The sequence below is a fragment of the Roseixanthobacter psychrophilus genome, from assembly GCF_043195195.1.
Lineage (GTDB): Bacteria > Pseudomonadota > Alphaproteobacteria > Rhizobiales > Xanthobacteraceae > NCEH01.
This window is the reverse complement of sequence record NZ_JBAFWT010000012.1, coordinates 110,838-129,506: the sequence shown is the minus strand read 5'-3', so window position 1 is coordinate 129,506 and position 18,669 is coordinate 110,838. Positions and strand designations below refer to the sequence as shown.

16 protein-coding genes and 1 pseudogene are annotated in these 18,669 nt (G+C 63.5%); 8 read left to right on the top strand and 9 right to left on the bottom strand.

Going from position 1 to position 18,669, the window contains the following annotated elements:
- The first annotated feature begins 4 nt into the window (after nucleotides 1-4).
- Entirely contained in the window at nucleotides 5-472 is a 468-nt protein-coding gene (locus tag V5F77_RS13370; protein ID WP_429005845.1) for a hypothetical protein, read from the top strand.
- 111 nt (nucleotides 473-583) lie between these two features.
- The gene (locus V5F77_RS13365; protein WP_429005844.1) at nucleotides 584-1,144 is read left to right on the top strand and encodes a flavin reductase family protein; all 561 of its coding nucleotides are present in this window, start codon (nucleotides 584-586) and stop codon (nucleotides 1,142-1,144) included.
- A gap of 208 nt (nucleotides 1,145-1,352) precedes the next feature.
- Here V5F77_RS13365 and V5F77_RS13360 read toward each other — a convergent pair whose 3' ends face one another.
- The 7 genes and pseudogenes from V5F77_RS13360 to V5F77_RS13330 form a co-directional block, all read right to left on the bottom strand.
- Nucleotides 1,353-2,351, bottom strand: coding sequence for a methyltransferase (locus V5F77_RS13360; RefSeq protein WP_429005843.1), 999 nt, complete (start codon nucleotides 2,349-2,351; stop codon nucleotides 1,353-1,355).
- A 396-nt stretch (nucleotides 2,352-2,747) separates the two neighbouring features.
- The gene (locus V5F77_RS13355; RefSeq protein ID WP_429005842.1) at nucleotides 2,748-3,131 is read right to left on the bottom strand and encodes a response regulator transcription factor; all 384 of its coding nucleotides are present in this window, start codon (nucleotides 3,129-3,131) and stop codon (nucleotides 2,748-2,750) included.
- On the bottom strand, nucleotides 3,128-3,775 hold the full coding sequence (locus V5F77_RS13350; RefSeq protein ID WP_429005841.1) for a response regulator transcription factor: 648 nt from the start codon (nucleotides 3,773-3,775) through the stop codon (nucleotides 3,128-3,130). Before V5F77_RS13350 ends, V5F77_RS13355 begins: the two co-directional genes overlap by 4 nt.
- Entirely contained in the window at nucleotides 3,772-5,598 is a 1,827-nt protein-coding gene (locus V5F77_RS13345) for a PAS domain-containing sensor histidine kinase (protein ID WP_429005840.1), read from the bottom strand. The genes V5F77_RS13350 and V5F77_RS13345 overlap by 4 nt, the downstream gene beginning before the upstream one ends.
- A 189-nt stretch (nucleotides 5,599-5,787) precedes the next feature.
- On the bottom strand, nucleotides 5,788-7,404 hold the full coding sequence (locus V5F77_RS13340) for a GMC family oxidoreductase (RefSeq protein ID WP_429005839.1): 1,617 nt from the start codon (nucleotides 7,402-7,404) through the stop codon (nucleotides 5,788-5,790).
- 111 nt (nucleotides 7,405-7,515) lie between these two features.
- Nucleotides 7,516-7,632 (bottom strand): annotated as a pseudogene (locus tag V5F77_RS13335) (alpha/beta hydrolase); the annotation flags it as partial.
- Between the two features lie 24 nt (nucleotides 7,633-7,656).
- On the bottom strand, nucleotides 7,657-8,082 hold the full coding sequence (locus V5F77_RS13330) for a hypothetical protein (RefSeq protein ID WP_429005838.1): 426 nt from the start codon (nucleotides 8,080-8,082) through the stop codon (nucleotides 7,657-7,659).
- A 947-nt stretch (nucleotides 8,083-9,029) separates the two neighbouring features.
- Between V5F77_RS13330 and V5F77_RS13325 the strand changes: the two genes are divergently transcribed.
- Nucleotides 9,030-11,732, top strand: coding sequence for a S8 family serine peptidase (locus V5F77_RS13325; protein WP_429005837.1), 2,703 nt, complete (start codon nucleotides 9,030-9,032; stop codon nucleotides 11,730-11,732).
- A gap of 44 nt (nucleotides 11,733-11,776) precedes the next feature.
- On the opposite strand, the gene V5F77_RS13320 is transcribed toward V5F77_RS13325, so the two are convergent.
- On the bottom strand, nucleotides 11,777-12,658 hold the full coding sequence (locus tag V5F77_RS13320) for a LysR family transcriptional regulator (protein ID WP_429005836.1): 882 nt from the start codon (nucleotides 12,656-12,658) through the stop codon (nucleotides 11,777-11,779).
- Between the two features lie 90 nt (nucleotides 12,659-12,748).
- On the opposite strand from V5F77_RS13320, the gene V5F77_RS13315 reads away from it, so the two are divergent.
- The 5 genes from V5F77_RS13315 to V5F77_RS13295 all read left to right on the top strand — a co-directional run bounded on the left by V5F77_RS13315 (nucleotide 12,749) and on the right by V5F77_RS13295 (nucleotide 17,408).
- Nucleotides 12,749-13,825 carry an NAD(P)H-dependent flavin oxidoreductase gene (locus tag V5F77_RS13315; RefSeq protein WP_429005835.1) on the top strand — a complete coding sequence of 359 codons (1,077 nt, stop codon included), beginning with the start codon at nucleotides 12,749-12,751 and terminating at the stop codon, nucleotides 13,823-13,825.
- Between the two features lie 157 nt (nucleotides 13,826-13,982).
- On the top strand, nucleotides 13,983-14,747 hold the full coding sequence (locus tag V5F77_RS13310; RefSeq protein ID WP_429005834.1) for an SDR family NAD(P)-dependent oxidoreductase: 765 nt from the start codon (nucleotides 13,983-13,985) through the stop codon (nucleotides 14,745-14,747).
- Between the two features lie 18 nt (nucleotides 14,748-14,765).
- Nucleotides 14,766-15,977 (top strand): acyl-CoA dehydrogenase family protein, encoded by a 1,212-nt coding sequence (locus tag V5F77_RS13305; protein ID WP_429005833.1) that lies wholly within the window; start codon nucleotides 14,766-14,768, stop codon nucleotides 15,975-15,977.
- Nucleotides 15,967-17,019 (top strand): phosphotransferase family protein, encoded by a 1,053-nt coding sequence (locus tag V5F77_RS13300; RefSeq protein WP_429005832.1) that lies wholly within the window; start codon nucleotides 15,967-15,969, stop codon nucleotides 17,017-17,019. Before V5F77_RS13305 ends, V5F77_RS13300 begins: the two co-directional genes overlap by 11 nt.
- Nucleotides 17,016-17,408 carry a DUF6285 domain-containing protein gene (locus tag V5F77_RS13295; protein ID WP_429005831.1) on the top strand — a complete coding sequence of 131 codons (393 nt, stop codon included), beginning with the start codon at nucleotides 17,016-17,018 and terminating at the stop codon, nucleotides 17,406-17,408. Before V5F77_RS13300 ends, V5F77_RS13295 begins: the two co-directional genes overlap by 4 nt.
- Nucleotides 17,409-17,460: 52 nt before the next feature.
- On the opposite strand, the gene bktB is transcribed toward V5F77_RS13295, so the two are convergent.
- Nucleotides 17,461-18,639 carry a beta-ketothiolase BktB gene (bktB, locus tag V5F77_RS13290; RefSeq protein ID WP_429005830.1) on the bottom strand — a complete coding sequence of 393 codons (1,179 nt, stop codon included), beginning with the start codon at nucleotides 18,637-18,639 and terminating at the stop codon, nucleotides 17,461-17,463.
- Nucleotides 18,640-18,669 lie beyond the last annotated feature (30 nt).

Genomic DNA, 18,669 nt, shown 5'->3' with positions numbered 1-18,669 from the left:
GGGAATGATGATGAGCTATTTTCGGACGCTGTTCGCGGGCGCCCTCGGGCTCGGCGTCAATTTTCTGCTGCTGGGCCTCGCCGACCGGCTGGGCATCGTCACCGCACGCGGCGGCTTCCAGCGCCTGACGAAGCTGTGGACCGGCCCCGCACTGCACCGGTTCGGCGTGGATCGAGCCTGGACCGCGCTGCATCTGCCCGATCCGGGCGGGGCGCTCTTCATGCACGGCTTCAAGATCGCGGTCGGCCTTGCGATGGCGCTGATCTATCTCTGGATCAAGCCGCTCCTGCCGGGATCGGCCCTCGAGAAGGGGCTCCTCTACGCGCTGCTGGTCTGGCTGGTCAACGCGGCCATCGTCCTGCCCGCGCTGGGCCAGGGCTTCGCCGGGGCGGATACGCTGAGCGCGGTCGGAATCCTCGCATTCGCAATCGCCCACACCGCCTTCTTCCTGGTGCTCGCGGCGTTGATCTAGCGCCGATCGAAGGCGCCGCGGGCGTGTGGCTGGGCGCGCGGTGCCGGCCGTGATGCCGCCGCCTTGAACGGCTATCGTCGCCCGGGAGCGAAACTGTCGAAGGGCAGGCCGATGACGAAGCATCCGGAAAAGACCGATTTCCCCGTCAGCGAGGTGCGGCGCTATCTGGAGCCCGGGCCGATCGTGCTGGTGTCGTCGCACTGGCAGGGCAAGAGCAACATCATGACGCTCGGCTGGCACACCGTTCTGGAATTCTCGCCTTCGCTCGTGGGCCTGATGATTTCGGCCGGCAACCACAGCCATCGGATGATCCGCGACAGCGGCGCGTGCGTGATCAACCTGCCGACGACCGCGCTAACGAACACGGTGGTGGGCATCGGCAACACCTGCGGCGCGCAGATCGACAAGTTCGCCACCTTCGGCCTCACGGCGCAGGCGGCGGACAAAGTGGATGCGCCGCTGATCGGCGAATGCCATGCAAGCTTCGAATGCCGCATCCACGACGATGCGCTGGTGGAGCGCTACAATTTCTTCATCTTCGAGGTGGTGAAGGCCCATGTCGCCGCCTCCCCGAAGCATCCCGAGACGCTGCACTACACCGGCGACGGCGTGTTCATGGTGTCCGGCAAGATCATCAGCCGGCGCGCGCTGTTTCGGCCCGAAATGTTGTAAGCGCCGCCGCGCGACAGCCATCCGCCAGGGGCTTGTTGCTGGCGCTTGCCGACGCGCCGTCCCCCCGCGCTCTTGCCGCCGGGTTTCATCATTTACGCCGTGATCCCGGATGCATCGGCAACAGCTCATGCGGAAATGCCCGACGCCTCCGGTTCGGACTCCACCGCCGGCCTCACGCCGGAGGTGGCCCACACGGTAACGGGCAGCCCTATTTGATGCCGATAACCATACTGTCCGGGCCGACGAGCGGCTCGATGCGGATCGCGGAAAAACCTGCTTCGCGCATCCAGGCGCTGCAATCGGCGCCCGTATAGTCGAATCCTCCCTTGGTCTCGATCAGCATGTTCACACTCATCAAGAGGCCAAAGGTATTTTCCCGGCGGTCATCGTCGATGATCGCATCGTAGACGATAAGTGCACCGCCCTTTGGAAGTGCCGCGAATGCCTTGGCGAGCAGGAGCTTTTTTTCCGCAAGGTCCCAATCATGCAGAATGTGACCCATGATGATGACCTCTGCCCCGGGAAGTTCGTCCTCAAAGAAATTGCCGGCCTGGAATCGGATCCGCGAGGATAGCCCCAGGTCGGCGACGAGCTCTTCGAAGACAGGCTGCACCTGAGGGAGATCGAAACCGATCCCGCGGAGATGAGGATGGGCCTGCGCCAGCGTGACCGGCACCATGCCCTGCGCCGCGCCCACATCCACGAACGTCTTGTAACGATCCCACGAGAATTTGGCGGCGATCGCCTGCGCCGCGCCCATGCTGATTCCGCTCATCGCAATCAGGAACCCGCGCAAGACCTGCGGATTTGCATACATGGCTGCAAAGAAATCCCCGCCGGTCTTGCCTTCGTTCTGAGGTTTACCGGTGCGCAATGCTTCGGTCAGCGACGCCCAGAACCCATACAATCGCGAATTGGCCAATTCGAGCACGCCGCCGATGTAGGATGGCTTAGCTCTGTCGAGGAACAGATCGGTTTCGGCGGTATTGCGATAAACACCGGCCTGGCATTCCAGCATGTTCAACGCGACCAGCGCATCCAGGAAATCTCGCGCCGACCGCGGATGAAGCCCTAATCTTCTCCGCAAGGCTTCAAAATCTGCCGGTCCACTTGCGAGGGCGCTGAAGACACCGAGTTCGACCGCACTTAACAATACTTTCGAGCCCCAAAAGCCGAGACCCAATTGAAGAATTGCATCGGGTGTCACGGCTCTCGACGCGCCCCCCCGCGGCGCCGGCTGAAGGCTGCTTCCAGAGAGTGAACCGGCCGTAGTCTCGCTTACGCTCATAATCATCTCCGATCTTTGGGTGCGGTCGGTCACGGGACAAGGTGATCGATCCGCGCGAGCGTCCTACCGATGGTCGGCGGTGTGAGACGCAAAGCCTGCATTTTTCCAAAAGATGGTCTTTGAGTATCGAGGTGGTGGTGCGAAAAGCGATGTCCTGAGGACTTACGCCCGCAACAGCTAGAGCATTCCTCCGGTGGACTCTATCATACAATGAGATGATAGACGTAATTGCAACCTCAATAGTGATCAGAGAAACGCTTTACTTCCGCAACGAAAGCATAAATCCGTTGAAAAGGCCGTAAGGTTGCTTTTCGGTCACGGCCGGGCCGCCGCGCAGCAGCGCGTGACCGCAGCCAGCAAAGCTGGACCATCGAACGGCTTTCGAAAAAAGCCCTGATGGCCTTGGACGGCCGCGCGTTTCTGGGTTGCGGCCTCGGGGAGTGCGGTCATGAAGATGATCGGCAAGTCAGGACGTGCATCGCGTACCAGCCGTTGCAGTTCGAAGCCATTGATGAGCGGCATTCCGATGTCGGCGATCAGGCAATCGATCTCGGGCAGAGTCCTGTCATCGAGCAGAGACTGAGCCGAGGAAAACGAGCACACCAAATATCCCGCCGACTCCAAAAGATTCTCAAGCGAATCGCGAATTCGGAAATCGTCGTCAACAATTGCGATTTTGGACTGAGGCAGACTGGTCATTTCGCAACCATTCCTGCATGCCGAGAATGGGTGATGGGTATGTCAAGTTTTTTGGCGATTCTGACGAGATCGGCCAGCGAGGTGGCTTCCATCTTCTGCATGATCCTGCCCCGGTGGATCTGAAGCGTCACCTCACTGATTCCCAGTTCTGCGGCGGCTTGCTTGTTGAGCAGGCCACTGGCAACCAACGGCAGAACTTCCCGCTCCCGGGGCGTGAGGGAGGCGAGGCGTTGGTGCAGCTTGGCCAGTTCCCGCCGCACCAAACGGGCGGCCCGATCCTGATCGACCGCAGCGTTAATCGCCTCGATCAACTCCGCCTCGCTGAACGGCTTTGCGAGAAAATCGACGGCCCCGCCCTTGATCGCCCGCACGGAAGAGGGAATGTCGCCATGTCCGGTAATGAAGACGATGGGCGGATGATCCCCATCGGCAATCTGTTCCTGCAACTCCAGGCCGTTGATATCGGGAAGCTTCACGTCCAGAACCAGGCAGGCGGGCTGATCGGGCCTTGGAAAGGCGACATACTGGGTGGCGGATTCAAACGCGAGCGCACGCAAATCGAGAGACATCAGGAGTTCGCAAAGTGCTTCGCGTATCCGATGATCGTCATCCACGATGAATACAATAGGCTCTTCGGTATTCATTGCGGCTCACCCGAATACGCAAGAAGGGTAAACGCGAACGTTGTTCCGCTGGGCTGGTTCTTGGTTGCCCATAGGCGACCGTCGTGCGCCTCGATGATCGAACGGCAGATCGCCAGGCCCATGCCCATGCCGCTTTCCTTCGTGGTGAAGAAGGGCTCGAAGATCCGCTCGGCGTCCTCGATCCCGCAGCCGCAATCGCGAACCTCAACCAGCACCTCGCTCCCCCCCTTCCGTCGGGATCGGATCACCAGCGCCTTTGCATCGCCCGCGCTTGCCTCCATCGCATCGATTCCATTCCGCGCGAGATTCACAAGAACCTGCTGAATCTGCACGCGATCGAGCCAGATCAAAGGCAAATCCTCTTCCAGATCCGTTTCAATTCTAATTTTTTTCCTCGTGACGTCATCTTTGATCAGTTTGCATACTTCCGCGATCACTTCATTCACATCAACGCAGACTCGGGTCGAGATCGTCTGCTTGAACAGCGCGCGAATTCTGCAGACCACTGCGGCTGCGCCGTTCGCGTCGCGAATGATCCGTTCGGCCGTGATCTGGGCACGGTGCAGGTTGGGAGGTTCGGTGGACAGCCAGCGTTGGCACGCATGACTGTTGGCGATCACGGCGGCCAACGGTTGATTGACTTCATGGGCAATCGAGGCGGAGAGTTCCGCAAGGCTTGCGGCTTGCGCAGCGCGCGAGAGCTTGTGCTGCGTTGCGCGAAGCGCGTCCTGCATCCGCGTTTCATCTTCGATGTCGACACATACGCAATACCATTGGACGACGGCACCCTCATCGTTGCGCAAGGGCTCAGCCCGGGCATCGACCCAACGGTACGCTCCATCCACCCGGCGAAGCCGATGCCTTACGCTCAGTGTGACTTCGGTTTGCACGGAGTGAAACCAAAGTCGTTCCAGTTCAGCAAGTTCATCTGGATGGACAAGGGCTCGCCTCGCAATGGCTCCGAGGCTGGTGCCTTCCGGATGTCGAAAGCTGTCCAATGTAATGCCCGTAAAGTCGACCATGCGCTTGTTGAAATAGGATGGCTCCCCATCGGGCGTTGCGCACCAGACAAGCACCGGAATGGCGTCGATGAGGAGCCGGAACTGTCGCTCGCTGTCGCGCAGGGCCTCTTCCGCCTGCTGGCGGTCATCGACATCGACCTCCACGCCGTACCAATGGACGATCCGGCCATCGCCATCGTGCAACGGTTCTGCCCGCGCATCGACCCAGCGATACACACCGTCAGCCCGGCGAAGCCGATGCGTCATGCGAAAGGGTTCGCCGGTCCGGATGGAGTGAAACCAAAGTCGCTCCAACTCGGCGAGTTCGTCCGGATGGACAATAGCTTGCCGCGTGAGGGACGGCCGGCCTCCGCCTTCCGAGGCGTCCAGCGTCCTGCCGGTATAATCGACCATGCGCTTGTTCAGATAGGAGGGCTCACCATCGGGCGTCGCGCACCAAACGAGGGCCGGAATGGTGTCGATGAGCAGGCGAAGCCGGTGTTCGCCGCTGCGCATGGCCTCTCCGGTTCGTTTTTGGCCGTCGCTGCCGGTCGTCGGGCCGTACCCGCCCGGTGGCGTTTCCCGCTTTTTGTCGCGCACAAGTAAGCCGATGGCGATCGTCGCCGCCAGGAAGGCCGCCAATCGGAGATAAGCTCTGATGTCGAGCGGAAGGTCGAAATCAGGAAGGAGAAAGAAAATGCCGAGCGCGAGACCACAGATTCCGATCAAAAGCACCGCCGGGCATCTGTCCCTCCAAACGCAGGCCGCCGCAAAGACCGCCAGCAGGCCGGAGGCCTCTCCGGAAACGCAGGCCAGGACCATGCCGGCGATCCCAGCGAGACCGGCCAGCGAGGCAACCTGCCACTCCCGAGGCGCCTACCGGTGACGACCTTGTGATCGGAAGTTCCCCTTCCGGAACGCTCATTTCGGACATCCAGGGTGCTGCCGGGCACCCCGCTCGGGTCGTCCTGGGTCATCCCTTTAGCACTCTCACACCGAGACGGTTTCTCGCTACATTTGATGCGCGGTCTTCAGCATCTGCGCCGCGCGCTCGCCGATCACGACGCAGGGGGCCATGGTATTGCCGGTCGTTACGCGGGGCATGATGGACCCGTCCGCAATCCGCAGATTTTCTATTCCGTACACCCTAAGCGTGTTGTCGACCACAGACATGGCGTCCCGCCCCATCTTGGCGGTACAAGTCTGGTGCCAGTAGGTGTGAATGCTGTTTCGAGCCAGTTTTTCAAGATCAGGCCCCTTCAGGTCACCGGGGATCACCTCACGTGTCACAAAAGGGCGCAACGCGGAGGAATGGGCGATTTCACGACAAAGCTCGATGCTCCTCAGAAAAGCTTTCAGATCGTCCGGATCTGCGAGGTAATTGGCGTCAATCTCCACCGCGTCGCGCGGATCTGGTCCCGTGAGGTGCAGTTTGCCTCGACTCTTGGGCCGGATGACGCCTGGAACGAACGTCCACGCGTTCTTGGGAGCATTGAAGCTCTCCAATTCTGGACTTGCATATGCCCCTTCCAGATGGACACACTGCATATCCGGTGTATCGAGCTTAGGATCGCTCTTCCACAGAATACAGGAGCTTCCATCACGTGGGGCCGCTTCGTTGGGCTCGTGCTCCCATACACAACCGAAGAGAAGAAAGTGATCCTGAAAGTTCTTCCCGACTCCGGGAAGATGCTGCACCACCGGAATTCCGAGACGCCGCAACTCATCCTCATGTCCAATGCCGGACTGCATCAACACTTTCGGCGTATTGATCGCGCCCATCGACAGGACAACCTCACGCCCGGCAGAGATACGATGGACCTTGCCGTCGTAAGAAATCTCGACGCCGGTCACCCGCTTTCCCTCGAACACCAGACGCGTCACCAGCGCCTGGGTGAGGACGGTCAGATTCGGTCGATCCATGTACGGAAACGTGTATGACCGGAATACCGAGAACCTCTTCCCCTGATGCTGTCGCACTTCAACTTGGGACCATCCGCCATCGCCCTCCATCATTCGGCCGTTGAGGTTTTCAAACGAAGGAATGCCGACTGAACGCGCACCCTCGGACACTGCAAGAGCAAGAGGGGTGGACCTTGTGGGTTCGACATGTAGGGGCCCTCCCGTTCCCCTGTATTTTGGATCTGGTTTCCCCTGCCAGTCTTCAATACGACGATATATTTTCATTACAGATTCGTAATTCCATGCTTCGTCACCGGCCTCCGAGGCGAAGAAATCCCAGTCATTCTTGTGTCCATGCACCCAATACGTCACATTGATGCTGGACCCGCCACCAAGAACCTTACCCATCGACATTCGAAGGATGCGATTGTTCAGGTTTGGATTGGGCCGCGCGCGAAAATCCCAATCGCGCTCACTCCCAAGGTTGGACTGCCACTGGGAGACTTCCATCACGTTAGGTACGTCATCAGAACCTCCGGCCTCGATCAACAACACGCTGACCTCAGGATCTTCGGCCAGTCGCCCCGCCACGACAGAACCCGAAGAACCGGAGCCGCACACGATAAAATCGTACCTGGATTTCAGATTATCGGAGAGTTTCTGCTGATTGACACGTACCCGTCGAGTAAACTCAGCGGCCTCGGCGTCTTGAGCGGAGAAAGCCATGTGAACATCCGTTTCTGCTAGGTCTTCAGGAAGCCTCTGCTCACGCAGCGCGCTTTTTTGAAGGATTTCGCCGCAAACCGAGGCAATCGACCAGTCGGCTTTTGCTGCGGCTTAGAGGATGAGCTTTGAGATTTCGTCGGAATGGAAGATCAGGGGAAGATCTCTGGACTTCACTTCGATGGGCTTTGCCCCCATGCGCTTGGCCATGAAGCGCTCCAGATCCGGGTTGTATCGCGACGACGTCGCAGGTGGCTAATTCAGTGCTGACCTGCCTAAAACCGCATCCTGAGGCCCGGTTTCTGCGGTTCCCGTCAGCGCAGATCCCAATGCCATGTAGGCTTCAACTGACATCGCAAACGCAACTTCGAAGCCATCCGACGTTCTCACCGAGAGAATTCGGTAATTGTTCTTTGCTGACTCCAAAGACCACGACCCCATTGGAAAAACGTAGCGCGCCTGGGCGTCGCCGGTCTGCATCTTCAGCCCAGCGGACAGAACATGAGGTAACGTCATGATAAGTGACTCGGCTTGACTGAATGGAATCTCGACTGACACCGGCCCGCCAGCTTCCGCCTCAAACTCAATTCGAATTGACTTCCCTCCACCGCTCACATTGCAAGTTGTAAGTTGTTTACTCACGATCTTATAAGGCGACGGATTCTTGGGAATGTCGGACATTCACTCATCCCTTTGAATATGCGAGTTGGAGCCTGTTTGGAAATTCAAAAAGGGGGCTGCGCGATCCCTTATCGTCTTGCCCGGCCTTGTGCCTGCGATCCAGGCCGGACCGCTTGATGCAACATATGAATATGGTCCTTGTCCCGCCGCATAGTTGATCGGGACACGCCCGGCCACGACGCTCCGAAAAGCGCCGATCGACGCCCCCTCACCCGCCCGCTGCGCGGTCGACCTCTCCCCGTGGGGGAGAGGTCGGGAATGGGAGAGGGCGGAAAGGGAAGACTTCCAGGGTTTTGCTCCTCTCGGTGCCTTACGCACCCACACGGATCCCCCTCACCCGCGCGCTGCGCGGTGGATCTCTCCCCCAGGGGGAGAGGCGTATTTTAAAACAGTCTCTTAGAACGCCCTGAAAGGAACACAGGTCGACAGGGCCATGATGCCCATCAGTAAATCCACCGGCCGTGCGTCGCCTTTTCTTGTCACCTGCATCCTTATGCCGTTGCTGTTGCATGTGGTGTCGCAGTCTATTGCGCTGGTTTGTACCATCTCACGCGTGAGGCCTGCCATCATGTGTATGTATGATAGCGGCGGCTGCCATGGCTGCGACCCAGCTTCGGCGCAGCAATCAGGGGGTTAAATCCGCCTGTGGGCCTGAAACTGAGCATGGCCCATAGATCGGCGGCTCATTCATTGTCACAGCCGCCCTCCCCAGGCGCCCGCGCGCAGCACCACCGCCCGGGAGGCTTGCCGAATCAGCCTGTTTTCTCTGGCTGCGGTACGCGAAGGGCGGAGCCTCCCAACCCGGTCACCCGCGCGCTGCGCTGGCGTCCGAAATGTCAATCGGGTAGGTAGCTAGGTGAGTTTCCCTTGCAATGGACTCCGGACTGCATCCGGCGTCCAGGCAGGGGCAGTGAGGGTGATCATCAAGAACGGGCGGGGGCCATAGGATGACGAGGCAATATATTCCCGGGGATCCACTGTTTGCCCAGCAATGGCATCTGCGGAACACCGGACAGGCGATTTATGGCCTGCCGCAGGACCCTGCCGCCTATCGCAATGATATCAACGTCACCGGCGTGTGGGACGACTATACCGGTGCGGGTGTTATCGTCGGCGTGCTCGACGATGGCTTCCAGGCCACGCATCCCGATCTCGCCCCGAATTATCTCGCCGACAAATCCTACAACTACCGGACTGTCCCGCCAGGCCCTTCGTTCGGCGAGCACGGCACCGCGACCATGGGGCTGATCCTGGCCGCCGAGAACGGCGTCGGCGGCGTGGGCGTCGCCTTCGATGCCAAGGGAATCGGCTATGCCGCAGCGGATCTGACCACCAGCTTCATGCGAGCTTCCGCACGCATGCTGCTGGACGGCGTGGACGTGAGCAGCAACAGCTGGGGCTCTCCCGGTTCGCCCCTCTCCTTCACGGTTGCCGATCGGGCGGCGTTCGAGGCGACGCTTGTCAATCTCGTTCAACTCGGCCGCGACGGCCTCGGCACGGTCGCCCTTTTCGCCGGCGGCAACGAGCGCGAGAACCACTACGACACAAATTTCTTTCCTTCCTCCAGCTCGCCTTATGCGATCACCGTCGCGGGTGCCAACGTGGACGGCACCGTCTCAAGCTATTCGACCCCCGGCGCCTCCATCCTGTTTGCCGCCCCCGCGAGCGGCCAGGCGCGCATCGGCGGCGCAAAGGATGTGCCGAGCATCGTCACCACGGACCTCACCGGATCGGCGGGCTTCAACAAGACGCCCAATGGCGATTACACCGACACCTTGGGCACCGCCGGCAGCCGCGGTTTCAACGGCACGTCCGCAGCGACCCCGATCGCAGCCGGCGTCGTCGCGCTGATGCTCGAAGCCAATCCCGAGCTCGGCTATCGCGACGTCCAGGAGATTCTCGCCTATAGCGCCAGGACCCCAGCATCGGTTGCCACCTGGACGGCCAATGCGGCCACCGATTGGAACGGAGGGGGCCATCTCTACAGCAACGATCTCGGTTTCGGCGAGCTCGACGCTCTGGCGGCGGTGCGGCTTGCCGAGACGTGGCACAAGCAGAGCACGTACGACACGCTGGTGCAGGCCACGCAAACCTTCCCGCCCAACGGCGACGATCCCTTCGATTTCGAATCGACCGTGAAGGCCGGCGAAACGGGCACGTTTTCCGTGAGCTTCACCGACGTCATCCGCGTCCAGCACGCCACTTTGTCCCTCACCATCACGCCGCCCGGCGGCAGCAGCTTCAGCGGGGTGACGGTAACGCTGACCGGCCCGGACGGGCATGCCAGCAGCACGTTCCTGAACGCGGGCACGTCGATTCCCGGGCTCACCCCCACCTTCACCTTCGATACGGTGCACGATTGGGGAGAACTCAGCACGAACGGCATCTGGACCCTGACCGTCTCGAACGCCGCCACAAACCCGGACCTGAGCTTTGTGAGCTCGCTCACGCTGCTGGGCGACAGACCCTCGTCGGGCCAGACCTTCATCTATACGGACGACTACGCGCGACTCGGCGCCTCCGACCCCGCCCGCGCCGTCCTGCGCGGCGACGCGGGCGTGCACGCCATCAATGCCGCGGCGGTGACGGGCGATACGATTGTGGACCTCGCGAACCACGCCGCAACCATCGCCGGGGTGGCGACCACCATCGACGGGCAGACGCGGATCGGCACCGTGATCACCGGGGACGGCAACGACAATATCGTCGGCGACGCAGGTGATAACATCTTCCTATCCGGTCGGGGTGACAATCAGATCATCGGCGGCGGCGGGACCGATACCCTCGAATTACTGAAGACGCTTGCTGATTATACGCAGCTTCAGCATGGAAATTCAGTCGTAATCGAAGGTAGCGCGAGTCACGACACCACCTCTGGCATCTCCACTCTGGAATTCGCTGACGGCGCCCTTACGCTGGGCACCAACGCGCTGGTCACCGAAATCTTCTACGCCCTCTCCAATCCCGACGTGTTCGCAGCGGATGTGGACGCAGATGCCCACTACGCCAATTTCGGCTGGCGCGAAGGCCGGGACCCCAATGCCTGGTTCAGCACGACGAGCTATCTCGCGAACCATGCCGATGTGCGATCCGCGGGCATCGACCCGCTCGATTATTACGACCAGGTCGGCTGGAAGAACGGCGACGATCCCTCGGCGAAGTTCGATGCCAGCCTCTACCTCAAGCTCAATCCCGACGTCGCCGCTTCCGGCATGGACCCGCTGCGGCACTATCTCGAGTTCGGCGAGGCGGAAGGCCGCAAGGCCTTGCCCGTGGTCGACAGTGCCCATCTCGCGGGGGCGTTCGACCCGACCTTCTACAAATTGGCCAATCCGGACGTGGCGCTTTCCGGCATGGATGCGTTGACCCACTTTCTCACCTACGGCAAGGCAGAGGGCCGAGACCCCGACGCGTTTTTCGACATCAGCTATTATCTCGCCGCCAATCCGGACGTGGCGGCGGCGGGCGTCGATCCGCTTCAGCATTATCTCGATTTTGGATGGAAGGAAGGCCGCGATCCCTCCAGCCATTTCGACACCAGCGACTATCTCACCGCCTATGTCGACGTGAAGGAAGCCGGCATGGACCCGCTGCTGCACTTTCTCCGGTTCGGCATCGCCGAGGGCCGTTCGGCATTCGGCGACCTGTGAGGCCCACGTCAGCGGCGCGCGCGCAGCGCGCCGCCTGCACCGGTTTAGGCTGCGCGATCCAGCACCGCCGCGAGAAAGGCATCGCAAGCTGCTGAGCGGAAGCCGCGGCGGCGAATGAACAGAGTGTCCACCGCCGCCAGGGGGTGCAGGGTCACGTTCGCCCCCGCACCCTGAAGATCGATCACTGAGCGCGGCACCACGGCGAAGCACCCGCCCGCGGCGACGCAGGCGATGATCGCATGGTAGGACCGCAACTCCAGATTGCGTGCCACGTGTTGCCGCGTGCCGGAACGCGCCAGCCAGATTTCGACAAAGCGGCGATAACTGCACCCCTCCTCCAGGGCCGCCAACCGGCTCACCTGCAAGTCGTCCGCCGTCCGCACCGCAGGATGGTCCTGCGGCAGGACGAGAATCAGTTCTTCTGAAAACGCGGTCGTGGCGTCCAGCCCGGGCACGGCGCAGGGATCGTGACCACTCTCCCCCGGGAGGCGCGCCACGAAGGCACAATCGATCCGATGCGCGAGCACGCCCTCCACCAGCGCCCGGCTCGTGCCGGTCCGCAGGTCGAGATCCACTTGCGGCCATCGCTGATGAAACGCCGCCAGCGGCGCGGGAAGCCGGCTCGCCGCCGTACTCTCCATCGCGCCGATGACGAGGCGGCCGGTCGGAATCTCCGGCGTCAACGCGGCCCTTGCCTCCGCGCCCAGCGATAGAATGTGGTGGGCGAACTCAAGATAGGTCCGCCCCTCGGCCGTCAGCGCCATGCGCTTGCCATCGCGCAGGAAAAGCGCCGCGCCGAGATGCTCCTCAAGCTGTTGCAGCCGGGTCGTGACGTTCGAGGGCGCACGCCCCAGGCGCTCCGCAGCCCGGGTGACACTGCCCAATTCCGCCACGGACGCGAATATCTCAAGCGTCGTGAAATCCACCGGCGGCCCCTGCTTGATCAGATTATGAGAATGATTTAGAAATAATGTTCTCATTTAGAGAATGTTTCGTCAACTCCTGTGGTGTCCGACATGACCCAATGGCCCGACCGCCGCATCCTCGACCTGTTCGGCATCGAGGTTCCGATCCTCCTGGCGCCCATGGCCGGCCCCGGCTCGCCGGAGCTGGCGATCGCCGTGGGCACTGCCGGCGGCCTCGCGAGCCTGCCCTGCGCCCTGCTCACGCCTGAACACTTGCGCGCCGCGCTGAACACCATGCGGCCGGCGCTCGCGGGGCGGGCCGTGAACCTGAACTTCTTCTGCCACGTCGCCCCGCAGGCAGACCCCGTGCGCGCGCTGCGCTGGCGCACCCGCCTCGCGCCTTATTATGTGGAGCGTGGGCTCGACCCGGAAGCGCCGGTGGCTGCTGGGGCGCGCGCGCCATTCGACGACGCGTTCTGCGCCATCGTGGAGGCCGAGCGGCCCAGGGTCGTCAGCTTCCATTTCGGCCTCCCCGACGCGCCCTTGCTGGATCGGGTGAAGGCCACTGGAACGAAGGTCATCTCTTCCGCGACCAGTGTCGCCGAGGCGGTCTGGCTGGAGGCACACGGATGCGATGCGATCATCGCCATGGGGCTGGAAGCCGGCGGCCATCGCGGCCACTTCCTCTCCCACGACCTGTCGCGCCAGACTGGGACTTTCGCCTTGGTGCCGCAGGTGGTCGACGCGGTTTCCGTGCCGGTGATCGCGGCCGGTGGCATTGCCGACGCGCGCGGCATCGTGGCCGCCTTGGCGCTCGGGGCATCGGCGGTGCAGATCGGCACCGCCTTTCTGTTCAGCCCCGAGGCGAAGACCCCTGCCCTGCACCGCACGGCCCTGGAATCAGCCGGAGAAGACAGCACCGCATTGACCAATCTGTTCACCGGCCGTCCCGCACGCGGCATCCTCAACCGGGTGATGCGGGAAGTCGGACCGCTTTCTCAGGATGCGCCGGCCTTCCCGCTCGCGGGAGGCGCCCTCGCTCCGCTGCGCGCCCATGCCGAAGCGCAGGGAAGCGACGACTTCACGCCTCTGTGGGCGGGCCAGTCCGCCCGTCTCGCGGCGCGCCTCCCGGCGGGCGAACTCACCCGCACGCTCGCGGCCGAGGCCCTGGCGAAGCTCGGCCGCTGAGGCTTCACCCGAGGGGGCGCGGTCAAGGCGCTGGATCTGCCAGCCTTCGGGTGATCCGTTCATCTTCAAGGGTCATTTTCCAGACCCGCGAGCGCTACACTGTGCGCCGCTGGAGCATGCAGCACTGAGTCTGGACGAATGACGCGGAGTTGAGGCTATGGATCTGGCGCACCATGTCGCCGGCAAGGGCATCGTCGTCACCGGTGCCTCATCGGGCCTGGGGGAGCATTTTGCCCGCTTGCTTGCCGGCGCCGGCGCGCGGGTGATCGCCGCCGCGCGGCGCACCGACCGGTTGGCGGCGCTCGCCGAGGAGGCACGGGCGAAAGGCTGGAGCATCGACCCGCTCGCGCTCGACGTCACCGACGATGCCGCCATCGCTCCGTTCTTCGAGGCGGTGAAGGAAAGGCTAGGGCGGCTCGACATTCTCATCAACAATGCCGGAGTCGCCGACACCACGCCCGCCCTCGACCTCACCCCGGATGCCTTCGACAGGGTGGTGGACACCAATCTTCGCGGAGCTTTCTTCGTCGCCCAGGGCGCCGCCCGCGCCATGAAGGAAGGAGGCGGTGGCAGCATCGTCAATATCGCCTCCATCCTGGCGCTGCGGGTGGCGGGAAACGTGACGCCCTACGCCATCGCCAAGGCCGGCCTCGCACAGATGACCCACGCTCTGGCATTGGAGTGGGCGCGCTATAACATCCGCGTCAATGCGCTCGCACCCGGCTATCTGGAAACCGAGCTGAACGCGGATTTCTTCGCCTCCCCGGCCGGCCAAGCGCTGATCAAGCGCATCCCCCAGCGCCGGCTCTCCCGCCTCACGGACCTTGACGCGCCTTTGCTGCTGCTCGCGGGAGACGCCGCGCCGACCCTCACCGGCGTGGTCCTGCCGGTGGACGGCGGCCATCTCGTTTCCTCCCTCTAATTCTCCTCAGGGGCTCCGATGGACTTCACCCTCCCCCCGCATATCGAAGCCGTCCGCGCCCGCACGCGCACCTTCGTGGCCGATCACATCCTGCCGCTGGAGGCCGACCGGGCGAATTACGACGCCCATGACAACATCGCCGAGCCGGTGCTCGAACGGGTGCGCGCAAAAGCCCGCGCCGAAGGGCTGTGGGCGCCGCAGACGCCACAGGCGCTGGGCGGGATGGGCATCGGCATGGTGGGGCAGGCCGCCATGTATGAAGAGGCGAACCGCTCCATCTTCGGCCCCGCCTGCTTCAACGCCGCCGCCCCCGACGACGGCAACATGATGCTGATGGCCAAGGTCGCGACGCCGGAGCAGCAGGCGTGGTGGCTGAAGCCCGTGGTGGCGGGCGAGATGCGTTCCGCCTTCGCCATGACCGAGCCCAATCCCGGCAGCGGCTCCGACCCCGGCATGATGCTGACGCGCGCGGAAAAGCGGGGCGACCGCTATGTGATCACCGGCCGCAAATGGTTCATCACGGGGGCGGAGGCCGCGGGCCGCTTCATCGTCATGGCCCGCACGTCGGACGATCCCCGCACCGGCCTCACGGCCTTCCTGTTCGATGCCAAGGCGACCGGCTGGCGCATCGAACGGCGCATCGAGATCATGGGGCCGGAGGAGCACGGCGGCCATTGCGAGCTGATTTTCGACGGGCTTGAGATCCCGGCCGAGCATGTCCTCATGAAGGAAGGCGACGGGCTGCGCGTCACGCAGATCCGCCTAGGCCCCGCGCGTCTCACCCATTGCATGCGCTGGCTCGGGCTCTCGAAACGTGCCCTGGAGATCGGCCATGCCTATGCCAGCGAGCGCACCGGCTTCGGCATCCGCCTCGCCGACCGCGAGAGCGTGCAGATCAAGCTCGGCAAGGCTGCATCGGCGATCGAGGTGGGCCGCCTGCTGGTGATGAAGGCGGCGTGGCTGCTGGATGCCGGCGACAAGGCCCGCAAGGAAGTCTCCATGGCCAAGAACCACGTGGCCGAAACCCTGCATTTGTGCGCCGACACGGCGCTCCAGCTCTGCGGCGCCAAGGGCTATTCCAAGGACACGCCGCTGGAATGGATCTATCGCTATGCCCGCCAGGCCAAGCTGGTGGATGGGGCGAGCGAGGTGCACGACATGGTGCTGGCGGGCTTCTACGCCAAGGAAGGACAGGATTTCTGGCGCTGGGGCTCCCCCCATGGCAAATGACGGGGCGCCCGATGAGGGCCTGCCCCTCGACGCCCTCGCCGCTTTTCTTGCGCGCGAACTCGGTGCCCGCGCCGTGGTGCCGCGCGCCGCGCAACTGCTGAAGGGCGGCGCCATCCAGCAGAACTGGCGGCTCGACCTCACCATCGAGGGCGGCCCGGAAGCCGGCGAGCGCTCCTATGTGCTGCGCAAGGATGCGCCGAGCGTGGTGGGGTCCAGCCATGGGCGGGTGGCGGAATTCGAGATCATCAAGGTCGCGCACGCGGCGGGCGTCACCGTCCCTCGCCCCATCCTCGCCTGCGCCGATGCCTCCCTGCTGGGCACGCCCTTCGCCCTGATGGCGCGGGTGGAAGGCGTCGCGCTCGGCCCGCGCGTGGTGAAGGACACCGCGCTCGGCGGCGATCGGGCGGCTCTGCTGCGCCGGCTCGGCGCGGAGATGGCGAAGCTGCACCGCGTGCGCCCGCCCCATGCTGCCCTCGCCTTCCTGCCCGCACCACCGGACGATTTCGCCCGCACCGACATCGCCGACCTGCGTGCCGCGCTCGATGCGCTGGGCGAGCCGCGCCCGGCGCTGGAATGGGGGTTGCGCTGGGGCGAGGTCACCGCGCCCCCACCAGGTGATATCTGCCTCATCCATCGCGATTTTCGCACCGGCAATTACATGCTCGATGCGTCTGGACTGACAGCCGTTCTGGACTGGGAATTCGCCGCCTGGGGCGACCCCATGGCCGACCTTGGCTGGTTCTGCGCGGAATGCTGGCGCTTCGGCCGGCCGGATCTGGAAGCCGGCGGCATGGGCGCGCGTGCCGACCTCTATGCCGGCTACGCGGCCGAAAGCGGCCGCGCGGTGGACGATGCCCGCGTGCGCTATTTCGAGGTCATGGCGCACGTCCGCTGGGCCATCATCGCCCTTCAGCAAGGCGCGCGGCACGCCAGCGGACAGGAAAGCTCGCTCGAACTCGCGCTCACGGGGCGGATCGCCGACGAATTGGAACGCGCGATCCTGAAAGCCACCGCACCCGCGACTTGGGAGAAATGTCGATGACCGACCATCGCACACCCCGTCAGACCTTCGGCGCGGACCTGCTCGCCATCGCGCGCAAGACCTTGCAGGACGACATTGCGCCCCATCTCTCCGGCGACCAGCGCTATCAGGCCGCCATGGTGGCGAATGCCTGTGCCATCGCCGCCCGCGAGTTGGAAACCGCGCCCGCCGCGGAGCAGGCCGAGGTCGCCGCTCTTTCGGCCGGCAACGCTCCCTTCCCCGCCATGCTCTGCGCCGCCATCCGCGCCGGCGGGCACGATGCAAATCTCCACCTGCACGCGGCTCTGCTGCGGCAGGCGCTCATCGCCACCTATTGTACCCGCCCCAGCGCCCTGCAGGCAGAAGAGCGCGCCGAGGTCGATGCCTTGATCGCGCGCCACATCTCTTGAAAGTTCGGGACGTGACGCGCCGGGCCATCTGAACTTAAAGCACCGCTCCCGCTCACACCCGCTCGATGGCCAATGCGATGCCCTGCCCGCCGCCGATGCACATGGTGATCAGCCCATAGCGGCCGCCGGTGCGCTGGAGTTCGCTCAAGGCCTTCACCACCAGGATCGCACCGGAGGCGCCGACGGGATGGCCGAGCGCGATCGCCCCGCCATTGGGGTTGAGTTTCGCCGGGTCAAACTCCAATTCCTGCGCCACCGCGCAGGCCTGGGCGGCGAACGCCTCGTTGGATTCGATCACGTCGAAGTCTGAAACCTTCAGGCCCGTGCGTTCGCACAATCTGCGCACCGCAGGCACCGGGCCGATGCCCATCTCGCCCGGCTCGACGCCCGCATGGGCATAGCCGACAATGCGCGCCAGCGGCGTCTGACCGGAGCGTGCGACGCGCTCTTCCGCCATCAGCACCAGGCCCGCCGCGCCATCATTGATGCCGGAGGAATTGCCGGCAGTCACGCTACCGCCTTTCTTGAAGGCCGGGCGCAAGCTGGCGAGGATCTCGGCGGTGGTTGCCTTGGGATGCTCGTCGGTGTCAAACACCGTTTCCTTGCGCCCGACCGTGACCGTTACCGGCAGGATCTGGTCGCGGAAACGCCCCGCCTCGATGGCCGCGCGGGCGCGCTGCTGGCTGGTGAGCGCCAGTTCGTCCTGAGCCGCGCGGCTGATGTTCCATTTCTCCGCGACATTCTCGCCGGTGATGCCCATGCCGCCGTGGCCGAACGGGTCGGTGAGCACGCCGATCATGAGGTCGGTCGCGGCCATGTCGCCCATGCGCTGGCCAAAGCGCGAGCTGGACAAGAGATGGGGCGAGCGGCTCATGCATTCCGCGCCGCCGGCAAGTGCAACCTCACAATCGCCGAGCAGAATCGCCTGTGCCGCCGAAACCACCGCCTGGGCCCCGCTCCCACAGAGGCGGTTCACGTTCATGGCCGGCACCTCCTTGGGGATGCCACCCTCCATGGCCGCGACCCGGCTGAGATAGGCATCGCGCGGCTCGGTGATGATGACATGGCCGAACACGACCGTGCCGACCTCCGCCCCCTCGACTTCCGCCCGCTTCAGCGCCTCGCGCGCCACGAGGCTGCCGAGGACGGTGGGAGGAACCGACGCGAGCGCGCCGCCGAAGGTGCCGATGGCGGTGCGCACGCCGGACAGGATCATGACGGATTGAGACATGCTTGTTCTTGAGCCTCCCTGAGGGCGGGC

What these genes read in the sequence shown, in the direction of transcription:
- V5F77_RS13330 (WP_429005838.1), bottom strand. Translation starts at nt 8,082, where the DNA reads ATGTCCGACATTCCCAAGAATCCGTCGCCTTATAAGATCGTGAGTAAA.
- V5F77_RS13350 (WP_429005841.1), bottom strand. Translation starts at nt 3,775, where the DNA reads ATGAATACCGAAGAGCCTATTGTATTCATCGTGGATGACGATCATCGG.
- V5F77_RS13355 (WP_429005842.1), bottom strand. Translation starts at nt 3,131, where the DNA reads ATGACCAGTCTGCCTCAGTCCAAAATCGCAATTGTTGACGACGATTTC.
- V5F77_RS13300 (WP_429005832.1), top strand. Translation starts at nt 15,967, where the DNA reads ATGGCAAATGACGGGGCGCCCGATGAGGGCCTGCCCCTCGACGCCCTC.
- V5F77_RS13310 (WP_429005834.1), top strand. Translation starts at nt 13,983, where the DNA reads ATGGATCTGGCGCACCATGTCGCCGGCAAGGGCATCGTCGTCACCGGT.
- V5F77_RS13345 (WP_429005840.1), bottom strand. Translation starts at nt 5,598, where the DNA reads ATGGTCCTGGCCTGCGTTTCCGGAGAGGCCTCCGGCCTGCTGGCGGTC.
- V5F77_RS13315 (WP_429005835.1), top strand. Translation starts at nt 12,749, where the DNA reads ATGACCCAATGGCCCGACCGCCGCATCCTCGACCTGTTCGGCATCGAG.
- V5F77_RS13370 (WP_429005845.1), top strand. Translation starts at nt 5, where the DNA reads ATGATGATGAGCTATTTTCGGACGCTGTTCGCGGGCGCCCTCGGGCTC.
- V5F77_RS13305 (WP_429005833.1), top strand. Translation starts at nt 14,766, where the DNA reads ATGGACTTCACCCTCCCCCCGCATATCGAAGCCGTCCGCGCCCGCACG.
- bktB (WP_429005830.1), bottom strand. Translation starts at nt 18,639, where the DNA reads ATGTCTCAATCCGTCATGATCCTGTCCGGCGTGCGCACCGCCATCGGC.
- V5F77_RS13365 (WP_429005844.1), top strand. Translation starts at nt 584, where the DNA reads ATGACGAAGCATCCGGAAAAGACCGATTTCCCCGTCAGCGAGGTGCGG.
- V5F77_RS13325 (WP_429005837.1), top strand. Translation starts at nt 9,030, where the DNA reads ATGACGAGGCAATATATTCCCGGGGATCCACTGTTTGCCCAGCAATGG.
- V5F77_RS13295 (WP_429005831.1), top strand. Translation starts at nt 17,016, where the DNA reads ATGACCGACCATCGCACACCCCGTCAGACCTTCGGCGCGGACCTGCTC.
- V5F77_RS13340 (WP_429005839.1), bottom strand. Translation starts at nt 7,404, where the DNA reads ATGGCTTTCTCCGCTCAAGACGCCGAGGCCGCTGAGTTTACTCGACGG.